General features: G+C 37.3%; 9 protein-coding genes. 2 read left to right on the forward strand and 7 right to left on the reverse strand.

The genetic code is table 11. The annotated features are described in order from the left end of the window. Positions 1 to 105: 105 nt before the first annotated feature. The 3 genes from M1F14_RS19535 to M1F14_RS19545 form a co-directional block, all read right to left on the reverse strand. On the reverse strand, positions 106 to 9978 hold the full coding sequence (locus M1F14_RS19535; protein ID WP_181469115.1) for an Ig-like domain-containing protein: 9873 nt from the start codon (positions 9976 to 9978) through the stop codon (positions 106 to 108). 50 nt (positions 9979 to 10028) lie between these two features. Beyond that, positions 10029 to 10508 (reverse strand): hypothetical protein, encoded by a 480-nt coding sequence (locus tag M1F14_RS19540; protein ID WP_129466828.1) that lies wholly within the window; start codon positions 10506 to 10508, stop codon positions 10029 to 10031. 128 nt (positions 10509 to 10636) lie between these two features. Further along, complete coding sequence (locus M1F14_RS19545) at positions 10637 to 10927, reverse strand: helix-turn-helix domain-containing protein (protein WP_129466829.1); 291 nt, start codon at positions 10925 to 10927, stop codon at positions 10637 to 10639. A 371-nt stretch (positions 10928 to 11298) separates the two neighbouring features. Here M1F14_RS19545 and M1F14_RS19550 point away from each other — a divergent pair, with 371 nt between their 5' ends. Beyond that, on the forward strand, positions 11299 to 11697 hold the full coding sequence (locus M1F14_RS19550) for a hypothetical protein (RefSeq protein ID WP_129466830.1): 399 nt from the start codon (positions 11299 to 11301) through the stop codon (positions 11695 to 11697). A 1878-nt stretch (positions 11698 to 13575) separates the two neighbouring features. Beyond that, complete coding sequence (locus M1F14_RS19555) at positions 13576 to 14586, forward strand: FUSC family protein (RefSeq protein ID WP_181469114.1); 1011 nt, start codon at positions 13576 to 13578, stop codon at positions 14584 to 14586. A 406-nt stretch (positions 14587 to 14992) separates the two neighbouring features. Here the strand turns inward: M1F14_RS19555 and M1F14_RS19560 are convergent, their stop codons facing one another. The 4 genes from M1F14_RS19560 to M1F14_RS19575 all read right to left on the reverse strand — a co-directional run bounded on the left by M1F14_RS19560 (position 14993) and on the right by M1F14_RS19575 (position 17768). Further along, complete coding sequence (locus M1F14_RS19560) at positions 14993 to 15370, reverse strand: CrcB family protein (RefSeq protein ID WP_042848762.1); 378 nt, start codon at positions 15368 to 15370, stop codon at positions 14993 to 14995. A 12-nt stretch (positions 15371 to 15382) separates the two neighbouring features. Next, the gene (crcB, locus tag M1F14_RS19565; protein WP_042848763.1) at positions 15383 to 15763 is read right to left on the reverse strand and encodes a fluoride efflux transporter CrcB; all 381 of its coding nucleotides are present in this window, start codon (positions 15761 to 15763) and stop codon (positions 15383 to 15385) included. Between the two features lie 150 nt (positions 15764 to 15913). Beyond that, the gene (locus tag M1F14_RS19570; protein WP_071547770.1) at positions 15914 to 16513 is read right to left on the reverse strand and encodes an ATP-binding cassette domain-containing protein; all 600 of its coding nucleotides are present in this window, start codon (positions 16511 to 16513) and stop codon (positions 15914 to 15916) included. A gap of 19 nt (positions 16514 to 16532) precedes the next feature. Next, a complete protein-coding gene (locus M1F14_RS19575; RefSeq protein WP_042848765.1) occupies positions 16533 to 17768 on the reverse strand; it encodes an SLC13 family permease in 1236 nt (411 codons plus the stop codon). Positions 17769 to 17831: the final 63 nt, after the last annotated feature.

Genomic DNA, 17831 nt, shown 5'->3' on the forward strand with positions numbered 1-17831 from the left:
ATTAATACTGTTATTTCACTCACTTTACGACAGAGAAAATCTTTTATATTTAATATAAAATTATTGGTAACCTTTAGAATTCACCTAAAGATTACCAATTATAATTTAATTTATCTCTATCCACACTGAGCCATTTGAAACGAATGTTCTTCTATTGCCTTTAACCATTCTTATACTACTATCATTGATATGAAGTGTTACTACATAGTTTGCCTCATCTTCGATAATAAATACACTTCCAGGGTTTAGTGAAGCTAAAGGAGCATATATATCAGAATCCCATCTACTGTCCTCAGGGCGTACTGCTAATGTAAAATACTCGGTCATTAGAGGTTGCAGTTTTTCCCTTGAAAACCCTCCCTTTATGTTACCCGTAAGAATATACTTAAATAAGGTGAATTTTAATGAAACATTATTTTGATACTCCATTTCAGTATCTAATTTTGCATTTAATTTTACTGATTGAACTAGTTTACTAGTAATAAAAACTCTAGCTTTCCCATTTTCCTGTGTTTTTATGTTACTAATAGAATTTGCACCTTCAGCATCTTCATAAATTGAAACAAAATTTTCATTATTTGCGGAAATCATAAAATCAATATCCGCTGATACTGGATTACCATAATAATCCGTAGTCTCTAGATCTACAGCTATCGTTTTATTAGTATAACTACTTTCTTTTTCCCTACTTATCATTGAAATTTTCGCAGTTAAAGCATCAGCAATAAATTTCACTGCCCCACTATTATAAACATCATCAGATGAATTAGATGAACTAGCAGTTACAGTGACCGACTCCGCTTTTAGGTTTGTGAAGTAGGCCGTTGCTTGACCATTCATGTCTGTTTCAATCGCATTATCTTTCAATGGTGTCTTGCCATTTGCATCTTGATAGAAAACCGTGTTTTTATTCGAAGACGTTAATGTTACCAAAGTGCCTACTTTATTAGTATAAGCATCCTGTGTCATCACTTTAACCGCAACATAGCTACCCACGGTTTCTGTTTCTGGTGTTAATACGATATCAACAACATGTGCCGTTGCTTTATCTGCCGTGAATTTTACTGTTTGACTATTATTAACATCCGCGGATGTATTTAGAGAATTAGCTAGCACTACCACCTCTTGCTCTTTCTGACTCGTCACATAGACTGTCACTTTACCGTTAGCATTCGTTGTCACCGAGTTATCAGTTAATACAATTTTGCCTTCTGCATCTTGGTATAAAGTAACAGTTGTATTTGGCGTCGATGACAACATCACTACCGCTGAAACAGGGTTATCGTATGCATCCGCAGTTTCAACTTCGATCCCTGCAAAATTTCCGACTGTTGCTGAGGTATCTAGGGCTAACACATTAATAACGCGTGCAGTTTCTTTATCGGCAATAAATTTCACTGCCCCACTGTTATTGGTATCATCCGAGGTATTTGCCGAATGCACTGTTACAGTGACGGACTCTGCTTTCAGGTTGGTGAAATAAACCGTGACTTGGCCATTCACATCTGTTGTAGCTGCATTATCCTTCAGTAGTGTTGTGCCATTGGCATCTTCATAGAAAGCCGTATTTTCATTTGAAGAAGAGAATGTCACCGTAGTTTCTACGCCATTGGTATGTACATCCTGCGCCATCACTTTCACTGCAACATATTTCCCTACAGTTTCAGTTTCTGGTGTGAACGCGATATCAACAACCCGAGCTGTTGCTTGGTCTGCAGTAAATGTCACTTTCTGACGATTATTAACATCCAAAGAGGCATTAGTAGAACTTGCTAACACAGTCACATCTTGCATTTTCAGACTCGTGACATACGCCTCTGCTTTACCGCTATCATCCGTTTGAACTGAATTAGCTGGCAAGGCAACTTTACCTTCTGCATCTTGATAGAAAGTCACTTTCTCATCTTCAGAGGAGAGTTTTATCTTTCCAGAAACTGGGTTCGAGTAGCTATCCTGCGTCGTGATAGTGACTAAAACGAGCTGGCCAACCGTTTGGCTACTCGGTGTTAACGTCATACCTGTAACATGCGCCGTTGAACTATCTCCTTTAAATGTCAGTTTCACCGTATTATTCACATCATCCGTTTCTGTCGCGGTTGTGGCTGATACCGTGATTTCCTGCGCCACTAAGCTCGTTACATAAACAGTGACTTCACCACTATCTTCTGCCGTCATCACACTCGTGATAGCACTCTCCGACGACTCTGATGCATAGAATGTAACGCCGTTACTTGGTGTAGAGGCTAAGGTAACCTGAGCGGCAACCACATTTGCATTACTGTCGGTAGTGACAATCTTAACCGGTAAGCGTTGAGTGGCTTCCGCAATAACCGTTTCCGCACTCACCCTTGAGACATGAGCTGTTTTTGCATCAGTAATAAACGTCACTCCGGTATCCACCGTTACTTCACCCGTGGTTTGATCCGCCGGATAAACCGCGCTGACAAAAACATCTTTCACCGCTTTCGCACTCAACAACTGAATAGTGGCTTCACCTTTACTGTTCGTTTTGCTTGTCGTCGCAGGTTTAAAGACAACATCCGTATTATCTGCTGACCACTTAACGTCTAATCCCGCTTCAGTGATTGAATTTCCATATTTATCCTCAAGAGTCGCTGTGTAGGTGAAATAGTCCGTATCATTAGCTATTTTACTTGTCACTGTTGGTTCAGAAAGTAAAACCTGTTTCACTTGTGCAGAGGAGACATCGGCCACGACATCAAAAGTAACTTTGTTGTCACTGTCTAAATCCGTTTTGGCTGAATTTGCCGTGATGGTAACTTTTTCGGCTTTTTTACCGACAACGTAAATAGTTGCTTCCCCTGATGCATCAATAATAATGCTGTTATTACCATTTAAGGGTTTTGTAGCATCTTTATCACTAAAGAATGCGACATCACTATTATCGGTTGTTAACGTCACCGTCGTTCCGATAGCATTATCGTACTGATCAGCCGTATTAATGGTTAATGCGGTTGATTGACCAGCCGTTAAGCTCGTAATACCCTGAGCACCCAGTAAAGTCACATGGGCATTGTCTTTATCTGCCACAAAGTTGACTTTAATGTCTTTACCTGTTGTATCCGAACCTGTTGTGGCTTTCACGGTGACATCACCCACTGTCGTCCGTGTCAGGGTTGCTGTCGCAGTACCATCGTCCTGACTTGTGACTGATATCGTTTTCTGGCTATTCGTAAACGCCCCTTCGGTCGCAACAAAGGTGACTACAATACCTTTTAGTGCAGTCCCATTAGAATCGACTACTTTTGCGGTCAAGGTAGTTGATTGCCCTACCGTAATATCTGATTCTGGCAGTGCCGTTAATGAATCAACGCTCGCTATCGTGAATGCGCCGGATTTCTCCAGTGAAGATCCATTCGCCAATTTAGCCGTGACTTTAACTGCACCTGACTTTTGGCTATGTACTTCAACAACCGCTTTCGATTGACCATCTGTATCCTGTTTTGTTTGCTGGGTTTCCTGAGCTTCCCCATTAGCAAACTGACCTAAAGACGTGGTAAATGAGACTGGTACGCCATCTATTTGGTTACCATATTTATCACTCACCACCGCAGTTACGACAATGACATCATCCCCACCAGCAATCGCACTTTCAGGTGCTAAGGTAAGATGGGTAATTTGCATTAATGCCTCGTTAGCATATGTTGATAAGCTAACGACATTATTCACATCTTCCCCACTACTGCTCGCCGTGATTTGGTTAGTCCCAATGCGCGGTGTCATGACATACACATTCGCCGTGCCATTTGTTCCCGTTGTCACACGATCAATTTCTTTATCGGAAGTAGCTGACGCGAAGAACTGTGTGCCTGCGACAGAAGCCGTAAAGTTCACACTCACATTACCCACGGGCTCGGTTCTCACCACCATTAATGCACGTTCACCAACTTTGATATCACCGCTCGTGGCTAAGGTAAATGCGCTAACATAAGGTGTATTGCTACCGGCAATAAACTCGACCTCGGCCGAACTCGCCGCTTCTGATGAGTCGGTCACTTTCGCCGTTAAAGAACCTTTACCTGTATTATTGCTACTTAAGGTTGCTGTGGCGATACCACTATCATTTGTAACAACAGTAATTTCCTGTTTTCCTGCCGTTTGTCCAAACTCACCGAGCGCTGTGGTAAAGGTAACTTCTACACCACTAACAGGGTTGCCATTTTCATCAACAACTCTTGCCGATAGCACTGCCGGTTTACTGGAACCCGCAACAGGTTGTTCTGGCGTGACTTTGAAGCTATTTGGTTCAATCAATGCAGTGGCTTTGTTGCTGACAAACTCAACCTGACCACTTTTTGTTTGCGCACTCGCAGAAATAATCGCCGTATAATCGACTAAACGGGCTATTTTGCTACTCAGTACGGTACTGACTTTCCCAGTAGCATCTGTTTGTGCAGAAGTACTTGTCAGCTCACCACGCTGGCTACTAAATAACACCAACGTTTCTTTCACGATATTGTCGTTTTTATCCACAATAATGGCATTAATTGTCACCGTATCAACCCCAGCAACCGCTGGCGTATTTGATGGTGTAGCCTCTAATTGGTGGAATTTCGCCGTACGCGGGTTCCCCGTAAAAGAGACCTGACGTGGTATCACAATTTCAGGTGATTTCACGGTTGCCGCTTTCACAGTGGCGTTACCCGACTTAGTACTTTTTAAAACGACAGTTGCAACACCTTTACTATTTGATTTGACCGTAATCTGAGTGACCGGACTTCCTTCAATCCCTTGATCTTTACTTTCCACTAACCCAGCACCGGTTAATTCAGAAACGGTGAAAACCACATCGCTATCCGGCACTAGATTGCCATGATCATCAACAATTTGTGCAGTAAACGTCGCACCGGCGTTATCTTTTTCTACTCCCGCAAAGGCTTCCGCTTTATCGACATTAAGCGCGTTAACTCTTGCTGTATCACTTCTCGGTGCAAATTGAACTTCAATGGTTTGACCTTGTAAGTTCTCAGCTGTATTAGCCAGTACACTCACCATTCCACTGTTTGGGCTCGTTAATGTTGTGTGTACCTCACCTTTCGCGTCTGTTTCTAACTCAATAGACTGTGAGTTATTGGCTAAAGCTGCATCATCAAGACCCGAAATCGCAATCGTAACATTATGTTTTTTCGTAACAATATTGCCGTTTTTATCTTTGACAACCGCTTTTAAATCAACGCTTGTCCCCACACTCGCAATCGGTCTATCCGACGTTAATTCAACCACTTCGGCCGTTTTAGTATTGGCGATAAACGTAACTTTTTCAGATTTAGTGATCCCTGAAGTTGCCACTTTGGCATTAACTGTGGCCACGCCTGATTTCAAGCTACTAAACGAAATTGATGCAATACCGAGTTCATCCGTATCTGCATCTAAACTCGCTTTTAGCTCATCACCAAAACCGCCTAAATTTGCACTGAAAACAACTGAAACACCGTCAACCGTATTACCATACTGATCAAAAATAGTTGCCGTGAAATCAACAGAATCTACGCCAGCGACTTGCTCGGCCAAAGTGTCACCTTTTGGTGATAAATCTGCCACATAGGCACTGTCTTTATCACTGGTAAAAGTGAATTCCACACTATCATTTGCATTATTAGAGGTAATCGTTCCCTTCACAGTGAATACTTGCGCCTTTGTACTGCTCACGTAAACGGTGACTTTTCCTTTATCTCCCGTATAAATACTGTTCGCGACATCGAGGGCGTCCTTATTACTATTCTTATAGAACGTAACATCCGTATTTGGTGTCGCTGCTAACGCCACATCAATAGCAACCGCATTGCCATTATTATCAACGGTCGTAATATCAATAGGTAATAACTTACCTGCACTCGCCGACGTTATTGCGGTATTCAATGTTATCTGTGCTTTATCAACATTCGCGATAAAACTCACGGACTGATCAGCAGTCACTTCATCGGTTTCACCCACTTGCGCTTTAAGCCACACATTGTGAACCGCTGTCTTTGTGCTTTTTAAGATAATCGTGACTTTACCGGATGCATTCGTTTTACCCTCAACTGACACCGAAACATCATTTTCAGAGGCGGTTGCCGTGACAGCAACGCCTTGGATCGGGTTAGCGTTATCATCTAGAACAGTCGCCGTATAACTAAATTGGCTATTACCATCCGCGATTTTCTCTTTTTCATTGCCAACTAAAACCAATGCGGAGACTTTCGCATCATCACGGTTTGCCGTGAAGCTGACCGTTTGATCGGCATTTTTATCCGCTGAAGTCCCGAGCTGGGCGCTCACTAAAATATCCTCAACAGCCACGGTGCTACTCCTTAACGTGACTGTTGTTTCTCCCAGGTTATTCGTTGGTGTCGTACTTTCTACCGTGACATTACCTTTATTTGCTTTCGATGAGAGAGTCACACCAGCAACGGGGTTTTTATTGGTATCCAATACTTTAGCGGTATATGTGAATGTATTTTTGCCATTGGCCACTTTTGCCTTCACATTGCCATCGAGTTTTAATTCGCTAACTGCTGCGTTAGCTTTGTCAGCCACAAAACTCACGGTTTGCTCAGACGTTATTTTGGCCGAAGAAGCGTATTGGGCACTAACCGCAATATTCAAATCGATCTTGGTGCTACTAGTCAGCGTAATCTCACTGATCCCATTTACATCCGTAACAGCGCCCGGTAACACCGGAAGCATAGAAGGCCCAGCCGTTTTTGACCAAGCTACGACTACATCAGGAACTGGGTTACCATTTGAGTCTTGAACCTTCGCTTTAAACGTAAAGCTGCTACTACCATTAGCAACTTTTTCGATTTCATTACCTTCTAAGGTCACACTAACAACAGAAGCATTCGCCTTATTCGCGATAAAGCTCACTTTATCATTCGCTTTAATGGCATCGCCAGAGACTGATTTCGCTGAAACTTGAAGATTTTTCACTACAGCTGTTGTACTCATCAATTTGAGTAGCGCCACCCCCTGCTCATCCGTTTGCGTATTCTGAGGATATATGACTGCAGTACTTGTTGGCTCCGTGTTCCAAGTCACATCAACATTCGGTACAACGTTACCTGCAGCATCTTTAACAATGGCTTTGAACGTAAAATAATTTTCCCCATTTGCGACTTTTTCTGTCGTGGTTTTATCAACCAAGGTGACTTCAGTGACTCTTGCTCCATTGGTATCTGCAGTAAAACTGACGGTCTTATCCGCTTTACTCGCTGTAGTGCTCCCCACTTTTGCACTCACCATGACCTGATAAACGGCTTTGTTTGTGCTAATTAGTTTAATCTGGGTTTGCCCTTCGTCATTGGTATCACCAGTAACGACAAGGGTTGCATCATTTTTATCCTTTTCAGCAATAACTCTAATCCCTTCTACAGGATTTCCTTTTGCATCAGTGACGTTCACTAAATACGTAAATTCATTCGTGCTATTCGCTATCTTAGCGACTTCATCCCCCTCTAAGATCACAGACTTAACTATCGCAGTGCTTTTATCTGCAATAAATGTCAATTCAACCTGGCTATTTTGTCCATTAATTCCAAATAGATAGTTGTTTGACGTTCCAGCTTTAGTGTCAGAAATATCAACAATCAACACACCTTTTTCATTGGTTAAACCATTGCTCGGTGATGTTTTATACCCCGCCGTTGCTGGCACAGTTATCGTCACAGGGGCATTCTCTAGTGCGTTGCCATGACCATCAACAACGGTAAGTATTACACGATTCGTGCTCACACCATTAGCTACTGCATCATTGCTATTCACAACCGTGGATTTAAATGTCGCCGTACTGATATCCGCAATGAAGAAGGAATCCACTGAGCGTTTGGTTCCTGTCCCCTCAACAGTCAAAATCGACTTACCTGAAGTCGTATTACTAAATTCAGTTGTCGCGAATCCTTTATTATTCGTCGACGCAGCGGGTCCAACAATGACAGCCCCATTTGTTGCACTTGCACTTAATGCAAAGTTTTCAACGGGGTTACCATATTGGTCTTCTACCAAGGTTTCAGCAATGTTACGCGCCTTACCGTTAGCCAACGCTTTATCTTGTGTTAAATTTAATTGCTTAATTTCTGCCGTACTACTATCAGCCTTAAAGATTAAAGTTGAAGAATGGCTGTTACCATTTTTCATCGTGGCAGTAAGACGTCCTTTACCGGCGACCTTACTTTTGATTGTCACGGAAGCAAAACCTTGAGAGTCCGTTGTGGCTTGTTCTGGGGTAATCGTTAATCCCGTATTGTCACGGAAATCTGCCACAGAAAAGGTAATTTCTTTATTCGGTAATGCGTCACCTTTCTCATTTTTAGCAACGGCTATAACGGTATATTCATCACTGTTATTCGCTAATAACTCACCATTAGGTGAAATATTTATTTCAGTGATCGTATCGCTTGATGGCTTAACATTTACCCACATCACTGCCGTATTTGATAAATTCCCTTCTTTATCTTTAGCAACTGCCGTTAAACGATAAGACTGTGGTTCGCCTGAACGGGTCATAAATACATAAGCAGGAAGCGTTAAATTAATCGTGTTTGGCGATACAGATGTAATTGACCCACCATTAGCTATAAGTTCAGGTGAAGACCAATCAATAGATGCCAGACCGTATTTTGCTTTATTGATAGTTGCAGAAACGGGCACGGTATCCGCCGCTTCCGCATTTAAACTTTCTGGCAATGAAATCGTTATTATTTCTTGTTTGCGATATTGCATTACAATATCGTAATTACGATCGACAAAATCATAGCGGTTACCCGCCAGACTGCGCATTAAGTCAACATTATCAGAATTTAATTGGCGGCTCAGTGGTACACCTAAACGGTAAACTAATTCCAGTCCGACTTTATTGTCATTAGAACTGCCGCGAGAGGTTTCCCCTTTTAACGTGATTAAAGGGAATGGCGTATAACTGACTCCAAATGTGGATTTTGACGGATTATTTTTTAAATCTCCCACCGATGTACTATTGCTCAGACTGATATCATTACCAAAATATTGCTCATATTTAGCAAAAGCCCCTAGCTGAGGATAAGACGGCAAATAACCTTCAGCACGGACATCAAACCCATTCGCTGGGCGTTCGTCATAATCGCGCATCTCATGCAGTTTTGATTGATGCCAATCCGTTAAACGAAAATATCCGTTTCCGGATAATTTTAAATAGTCCATCCAGAGTTCAGAACCCACCCCGAGTCTCGAGTTTCCTCCCGTGATGTCATAATCGTAAAAACTATTTACTCCCCACATCCAACCATCTTGATACTGGCGATAACCTAACCCTAAGTTAGTAATATTTCTATCTTCTGTGGTGCGGATCCCCGCTTGGGAAAAAACAATACGATTTGAAGTATCAATGAGTGGTAATAAAAAATCCGCATCAATTTGTTTGTCACTACTCAAATTGACACGTGCTTTACCGTATTGATTTAGCCAATCATTAATTTGTTGATTAACTAAATTTTCACCTAAGCTACGCGCATAACCGACTGATGCATCGATAGCATTCTCATTGGATAAAATTTGTCCTGCTTTAGAAGCACCTTCCGCGACATAAACTTCATCCGATTTTTCAGTCTCTTTCGGCTCATCAGGCAAGCCTAAATTCGGCAATGCTCGTAAAATATCATCTTGCCTCACAGTATTATCATTAGGTGAAGACGGCAACGTCATAAACCCAAAATCTGAGTAATCAGATCTCTTTGATTCATCTACAGATTTATTTGTTAATACATCAGGCTCCTTCTTTATAGGTGCATCTAAAAAAGGTTGTGTTGTCGTTCGCTCTTGTGAAGCATCACTCATAAATGCATCTAGACCGTCAATGGTGTTCGATATATTTGCTTCAGGTTGCATTGCATTTGCAATGCCTGAAAATGCTGTTGATAACGGTAAAAATAGTTGTAAAAATAATAATAGGTATGCGGTGATGCGTTTAGAGCGCGTATACCTAATCTCTTGCTCCGACTTCATGAGTGATACCCCGATGTAAACAAAAATATAAATAGAAAAACAATTGAAAGTTAGATATCGCTCAATTGTTTAAGCTTATTTTTTACTCCTTCAAAACCCGCGTATTGCACTTTCATACATAATGTGTCGAGTTTTTTATTGAGTGTCATTGATAACAACTCACGCGAATCTTTATCCATAATTTCTTTATTTGTATTTAAGAAACTATAGTTTTGGCTAATTTTGCTGTAATCCGTGGAATATGTGTCAAATTGACCATGGCTTACGCCTTTCAAAAAATTAAAGCCATCCACACAGGCATTATTCGTTGATGCAATGACTAAACTTTTTGGTGCTAATTGTTTTTTATCTGCATAAGCCGCTGCCGCAGTATTTGAGTTTTGGCTATTTTGAATAGTCGCAGCGGATTGGGTAACAGTTTCTTTTGGCGTAACAACCTTATTAACATTTTTTTTAGGTGCAGTTGTTGAACATGCTGCTAATAATAAAGACGCTGTTACAATTGATATATATTTTTGATAACTTTTCATTGACACATCCCATATAGATTAATATTGAAAATACTTTAATTTTTTGAATAGCAATACAACAATTAAACCTTAAAAGTGTAATTACCACGTTCATGTTAAATGCAGATAAGGAGCACAATTTAATCCATTTAAATTGTATTTCTAATTTGGATGTTCCTTTTCATATAACAAGTTATTAACTCATCAAAAATGGTTATAATCTCCCTTTCATTCATATTTAAAACAGAAAAGAAGCGAAGAAGCACATTAACATTAAAGCTTGTTAAACCACGTTCATATCTTGATACTTGCTGCTGACTAATATGTAATAGCTTTGCAACTTCACTGCCACTTAGTCCAAGTTTCTTTCTTTGTCGCTTTAATATTAAACCAATATAACAGGAGGGTGAATTTGCCCTTCTAATGATATTTACATTCAAATTAATCACCTTTATTAAAAATAATTACGGATAAATATAATTTTTTTGAGCAGGTTCTATAATTTCATATAAAAAAAAGAAAATAGCTAAATAAAGCCAATTGCTTTTTTTGCTTTAAGTAATATATCTGATGTAATACTTAATATTCCAATCGTTTAAAACGATCAATTGGATCCTCATGATAGGCTATTCCTATCAAAATTGATGTATTGATCGATTATATCAATTCATGTAATATCAAGATCTAAGCACTAAATATCGTATTTTTTAATAAAAAATATTTACATTTAATAAACTTATTTGTTGTTTTTTATTTATAACTTTAACTAGATGAACAACAACCTATTTTTATTTCAATAAAGAGAATTCACATGAAATCAACTAGATATGTTTTTTTTCTGATTTTTTTGTTCGGATTATCAGGGTGTAATAACCATTCAGATAATTTTTTAGACTCACAAAATAACAGGAATGTTATTATATCTAAGATTGATATTTTCAAAGAGAAACAATTGCAGTGTTTAGATCAAATAGAAGTGTTAAAAGTTCATGTCCCAAATAAGAGTGATGAGTTTATTCGAGACTATAAACGAATTATAGAGCAGCAAGTCTTCCTGATTCAAAACATTGAGGTTATGGATAAAGATAGTTTTGTTTACTTAAGTAGTAGCTTACAGATGAAGTTAGAAACACTATGTAACAAAATTGAGTTTACTAATTTTACCGTGACAAAACAAAGAACCCAAGCACTGATAGATCAGCTTAATTAGATGAAAATATTTTATGTAATTATATATTGAAAAATGTAACAGTTTATAATTTATTTTTATTCTCAGGCAATTTGTTTAAGTTTTATGAATTTTCTAACAGGATTTAATATGAAGAAGTTTAGTTTTTCTGTAAAAATGTTTATATTTTTTATTTACTTTTCATTGTTAATTTTCCCACCCATCTTTTATTATCTAATAAATCCTTAACTAAAAATATAAAAATAGAAACAGATACTCGATGCTACACACGTATCTACATAAACATTAAAAACCAATAATCAAAATTACAAAAATGAGTCCATAATAATGGTATAAAATTTGATATTGACTTCACTAGTCGATCGATAAGTATCATTTTAAAACGACATACCGTTCAAATTTTATACATTTAGTTTGATTTGTATTTTCTATTCATTCAAAAATAAGCTATAAAATCATTATCGCTTCCATCATTTTTCAATAAACATATAGAATACTATAAATACAGAGCTAATAACTTATTAATTACAATAAATAAGTTATTAGCTCTGTATTAAAATTAATTATAAAAATGATAATAAAAAAAGATCGCACTGATATTTTAGCTTAAGTATTAATAATTTTCCATTAGGCATGCTTGAGTAAATATACTTATTCTTATCGATAAAATTTAATTACGCATTGATATCATTAGAGATTACTATTAGATTTTGAGTACATCAAACAGCGATAAGTTTATTTACTATACAAGATATACAGAATGAACCGTAAATATTAGTACATATAAAAATAGGGATCTTGACGATCTTTTTTTACTTTACACCAAATTTAAGCAAGTCATCAGTTTAATATTCCAAATTAACTTTAGAGAAAATTCGATTTACTATTAGGTTATGCACAGAACATGAATAAAGTATTGAAACATTTTATACAATCATGCAACAATTTTTAAAAAGTAAATACTCCTGAAAGTCACATTATCTGTAGCAAACTATAAATCTCTACAGTTGTATTAGATCACTAAATCTTGGGTTTTAGTTTCATCAGAGGATGTACATATCGTACCAATTTGTTTGAAAGGGGTTACTTAGTAGCGAAAGGCCGCTGCATTGTGGCAAATATCATACTCTATGAGTATATCGAACCAGTTAGATATTGCTTTCCAAAAATTTTCTGACCAATCGGTTAAGGGATTATGCGTTAAGGCACTTTTCGTTTGCTCTAGTAGTACGTCATTGTTTCCTAGTGTACTGCTACATCATCGTAGTATTCGAGAGAAGCACATGCATCATCAGGAGCATTCAGTATTTAGGGAATGAGGACACAATAGATGGAATAAATAAAATAAAATTAATAAACATAAAATACATATAGTTATAATAAAAAATCGATTCCGAATCCCCCACCACTTTATTATTAACAGACGTCAATTTTGTTTGTAGCGCCACCCAATCAACGCTCTCCTAAAGTTTTAACTCAACTGAATTCTACTCAACTCTATCCATTATCAACTTTATTGCCCGAGTAATGTTTGAGAGTACTCGATATTGTACTCACATCCCCCTCAGGAAGCTCACTATAACTGTGACTGATATATGTGATATTGCCAGCGTAATGTCATTAGGTAAAAATTGACGCTTACCTATGTGAGGCCCATACCGATGCTCTCTTGTTTATCGTGGGCTGCAACAATTTTTATCTGTTAAAAAACCTACTCAGTTTTAGGAACCAACAGAATAACCACCAATTAAGTTTACCAATTAGTTAAAATTTACATAAAAATTAGCTTAATATTATTTTAATAATCACCTCTGCATATAAAAACAATACATTTTCCGACTATATAACTTCATTCCAAAATATGATACAAATAACTTAAAAATGAAATGAGTGAGCAATATGAAAGATATTAATAAAAAATTAAAATATATTAATTTTAGAAATAACGGAACATTTTTGATTGCCGCAATAGTAAACTCAACTATCTGTTTTTCTTTATTTGGCACCATTGGTGGAGTATTTGGAGTTATAACAACATTATTCTCTAATATCGTCTATGATGCAAAACCTGATAGCAGCAATATTTTTTACATCTTTTTTCTATTATGTTTGGTTATCGTTGGTGGGGGAATTGGTTTTCTACTAAAGCTAACCATTTATTTTTATATCTATTTATTTATCCTATCATATTGTTATTACCTTTTTTACAAAAAAGATGATTATTTAGATCGCACATTTCCATTTTTAATTATTTTTTCCTGTATGGGAACAACGTTAGACTCTATTAGCATTGACTTGCCAATGGCATATCTCTCGGGGGTTGCCGTTAGTTTAGTCATTTTTAGCCTACTGAAACATAAAAACAATGAAATTCATGCGTTTAAAAATGGGTTATTTTCAAAAGCAATTTATCATAGTGACGAAAAAATATATATAAGAGCCTTCTTTTTCAGCTTTTTTCTATTCTTAAGCCTTTCAATACCCGACTATCTAAATCTATACAAACCTTATTGGGCTCCTCTAACATTCATTATGTTACTCCACCCAAAAGAAATGAATATAATAAAAGTTACGTTACTTAGGTTTTTAGGAAGTCTATTAGCAGCAGCTTTTGTCATCACTATGTTTAGTATAACAAAATCAAAAGAAACTTATATTTACTTATCTGTATTAGCTTTAACCATATTTTTTATCCCTACATTTTTCCGTTTAGATTACATGCTAAAGACCTTCTCTATTACTGTATTTGTTTTACTTCTTCTTGAGGAAACGCTATTTTTACATAATCCAACTTATTTACTTCCCATATCAAGGGTATATGAGACATTTATAGGTGGGGTTGTAGCAATCCTTGCTAGCTTAGTTTTAAACATTATAAGGATTATAAAGAAAAGGAAAATCACAAGTTAATAGTAAGGAAAAACAAGGAAGCTTCTTCTTTATAAGCTATGAAGCTTCCTCTCTTTTTAGACCACTACAGACGCTATTTATGAAAAAAAAGCAAATGTAATTTTATCAAGTTGTTGTATATATGCACTTATTTTTCACGCCTATTACAATACCAATGGCTAAACCAGCGTGTAATGTAAATATAAATCAGAATAACTAATGTAACAATAAAAACATCCATATCTAGAGTTTTAGTATCAAAGCCAATTATACTTATGAAGATCACAGGTGATAATATTAACAGTATTATATCAAAAAATAATTGTAATCTATAAGGCTTTGAAGTGATCCCATGCCATATTGATTTACCTATTTTCATTTCAAAACCTCTTATTCTCTTATAAATTTAAAAATATTAGTATGATAATTAACTATATTGCTTATTACCTACTGAGTATCCGATATAAATCGCAACAAACCCGATAACGATACTTAAAACCAAATAGCTTATTGCAACTAAGAAGAACTGTGGGTACTTCATTATTTCCACTGCTCCATACACAAAGCTGGAAAATGTCGATAACCCTCCCATGATCCCTGTAGCTAAAAAAGCATTCATCCCTTGGCTTATTTTATTTCTCATAAGTAAGCCTGCAACAATACCCAACAATAAGGATGCGACGATATTTGCTATAAATATGTCAAGAGGGAAATGGTCATTCATGGTTGGAACAGATATCATCAATAACTCGCGACAAATTGCACCAATTGCACCACCAATAAAAACTAAGATCATGATATTCATTTTTAGCCCCTGTTAGTTTGCTAACCAAGCACCAGTAAATGCCGCAGCTAACCCAACTAAAACCGAAAGTAATAAATAAAATAAGGCGAGCAATTTTTGTCTAGTTTGAGTTAACTTCAAGGCATCAAGCTGCATACTACTGAACGTTGTATACCCCCCCAGTAATCCAGTTAAAATTGCTGATTGTAGAAATGCACCATAACGGTCATCCCAATCGATCGCAAAATAACGGCTTAAAAAACCAATAACAAATGCTCCTGAAATATTAATAATGAATGTTGATAATGGGAATTTCCCATGATAGCGCTCCCCCACTAAGCGACCAATCCACCACCGCAGTAATGAACCAATACCGCCGCCAAAACCGACTAATAAAATATCAACAGCTACCATTGCAACGCCCTCTATTTAATATCATAGATATAAAGACATCGTTTTTAGAATTTAAATTAAAGCACACACATTAATTGAACATCGTTAATCAATAATCGTTAAATGACGATATTAAATAGCCAGTAATCTTATTTAGCTTTATAAGATAATTCATTCTGATATTGCCATATTCCAAACCAATGTACACACCTTTTCCAATAGGAACTTATTATGACTAAAAACAATCATCGATAATGGTCTTTCTTCCGAAAGTTGAATTAAAAACTGCCATATATCTTTCTGTAAATGCGCATCTAACTGTGCGGTAATTTCATCCGCAATTAATATTTTTGTTCTTGGGTCTAAGGCTCTTAATAAGGCAATTCGAGCAAGTTCACCACCAGAAAGCTCACTTGGCCTTCTAACCAACCACTCTGATTTAATGAACAACCTTTCAAGGTAGTATGGGTCAGGCTCCCAAGCATCCCTAACACTTTCCCCTACTGTCCGGTACGGGTTAAAACATTTTTCAGGGTGCTGAGGAACTAACTGAATAGGACAATATTCTTTTTGAGATAAACTTTTACCATTAAATAATACATTTCCTTGGGTCGGTATTTGCCATTGTGCTAATACACGGCCCAAGGTTGTTTTACCAAAACCACTCGGTGCTGAAATCCCTAATCGCTCATTTTTATCCAGTGAAAAAGAAAGCGAATCCCATAAGGTTCGGTTATCTTGCTTTATACATAAGTTTTTAACTTCTAACATATTTTCAGCTCTCTATAAGCTAATAGATGGATAACCAAACAACAGCAATAAAAATACAAATGATGGAAATAATACCGCCAGATCTAGTGAACTCTAAAAACGATATTTTAATGCCGTGGGCTGAAGATTGTTCAACGGCAATAATTCCAGCAATACTACCGAATATAAATATATTACCTGCAAAACAAGCACCTAAAATTAACGCTGCACCGAGTAGATCAACATTGCCATGAGGGTAAACAAACTGGATCAATAAAATAACCGTTGGTGTGGTTCCGACAAAAATACTCATCACGATGGTGACTAAAAATAACGTAATCGGGCTATTTAGGTCGATACCTTTACCCAATAAGTAATGTAGTATCTCTTGAGGAATACCCGTATTTGAAAATGCGGCATTAATAATAAATAGCCCCATCATTAGCAGAATTAAGTCACCATCAACATGCTTTAACATGTCACTGGACGCTATTTTTCTGTTTAACAATAAAAAGCATGCTGCCGATAATGCAACAAGCTCACGCGGCAAATCACTGAATAAAAAAGCCAAAATAACAGCAAATAAAACTGTAGCGGCCTTTATTGTTTCCCACCAATTAAATTCAATAACTGAAGGCTCACCACTAGACATTAATGATTTTTTATCTTCAGATAAATACCAGCGGTTACGATAAAGTAAGGAAATCACACACCATACAATTGGAATTGAAAATAATACTGGAATAGCCGTAATATTGAGTATTCCAATAAAAGATAAGTCCAATCCTTGTGCAACAACCATATTTTTAGGGCTACCAATTAAAGAACCGGCGGCACCATTATTGGCAGCAAAGCAAAAGCCAAGTAAAAAAGGAATAGGGTTAAGGCCTCGAGATAACGTGATAGACACCAATAAAGGCGTCATTGCAACGACAACAATATCGTTTGTAAGTACTGAAGCAAGAAGTGCCCCAACAATAATGAAAACCGCCATTAATTTGGGTGGGCTAATATTTAAGCTAGCGACTTTTTGAGCCGCTTGGTGATAAAAACCTGATACCGTAAATGATGCGGATACCACCATTAAACCAAATAATAGCCCAATTGCACTGTAATCAATAGCATCCCAAGATAATTTTGGCGAGATAATCCCAAACCCTATCATGGCCAATGCACCCGCTACAGATGCGCCAGTACGGTCAATTTTAATCCCAGGGAAAGTCCCAAAAGCCATTGCGACGTACACTAAAATAAAAATAATAACGGTTAGATCCATAATAAATTCTCTATCTCTTATCTATATTTTTATTTCTTCGTATAAATGATAAAGCTGTAGATA

It is taken from the genome of Providencia sp. PROV003, assembly GCF_045040775.1.
Classification (GTDB): Bacteria; Pseudomonadota; Gammaproteobacteria; order Enterobacterales; family Enterobacteriaceae; genus Providencia; species Providencia huashanensis.

Excerpts from the sequence above, each read along its gene's own strand:
- M1F14_RS19535 (WP_181469115.1), bottom strand. The coding sequence starts at position 9,978 with ATGAAGTCGGAGCAAGAGATTAGGTATACGCGCTCTAAACGCATCACC.
- M1F14_RS19540 (WP_129466828.1), bottom strand. The coding sequence starts at position 10,508 with ATGAAAAGTTATCAAAAATATATATCAATTGTAACAGCGTCTTTATTA.
- M1F14_RS19550 (WP_129466830.1), top strand. The coding sequence starts at position 11,299 with ATGAAATCAACTAGATATGTTTTTTTTCTGATTTTTTTGTTCGGATTA.
- M1F14_RS19555 (WP_181469114.1), top strand. The coding sequence starts at position 13,576 with ATGAAAGATATTAATAAAAAATTAAAATATATTAATTTTAGAAATAAC.
- M1F14_RS19560 (WP_042848762.1), bottom strand. The coding sequence starts at position 15,370 with ATGAATATCATGATCTTAGTTTTTATTGGTGGTGCAATTGGTGCAATT.
- crcB (WP_042848763.1), bottom strand. The coding sequence starts at position 15,763 with ATGGTAGCTGTTGATATTTTATTAGTCGGTTTTGGCGGCGGTATTGGT.
- M1F14_RS19570 (WP_071547770.1), bottom strand. The coding sequence starts at position 16,513 with ATGTTAGAAGTTAAAAACTTATGTATAAAGCAAGATAACCGAACCTTA.
- M1F14_RS19575 (WP_042848765.1), bottom strand. The coding sequence starts at position 17,768 with ATGGATCTAACCGTTATTATTTTTATTTTAGTGTACGTCGCAATGGCT.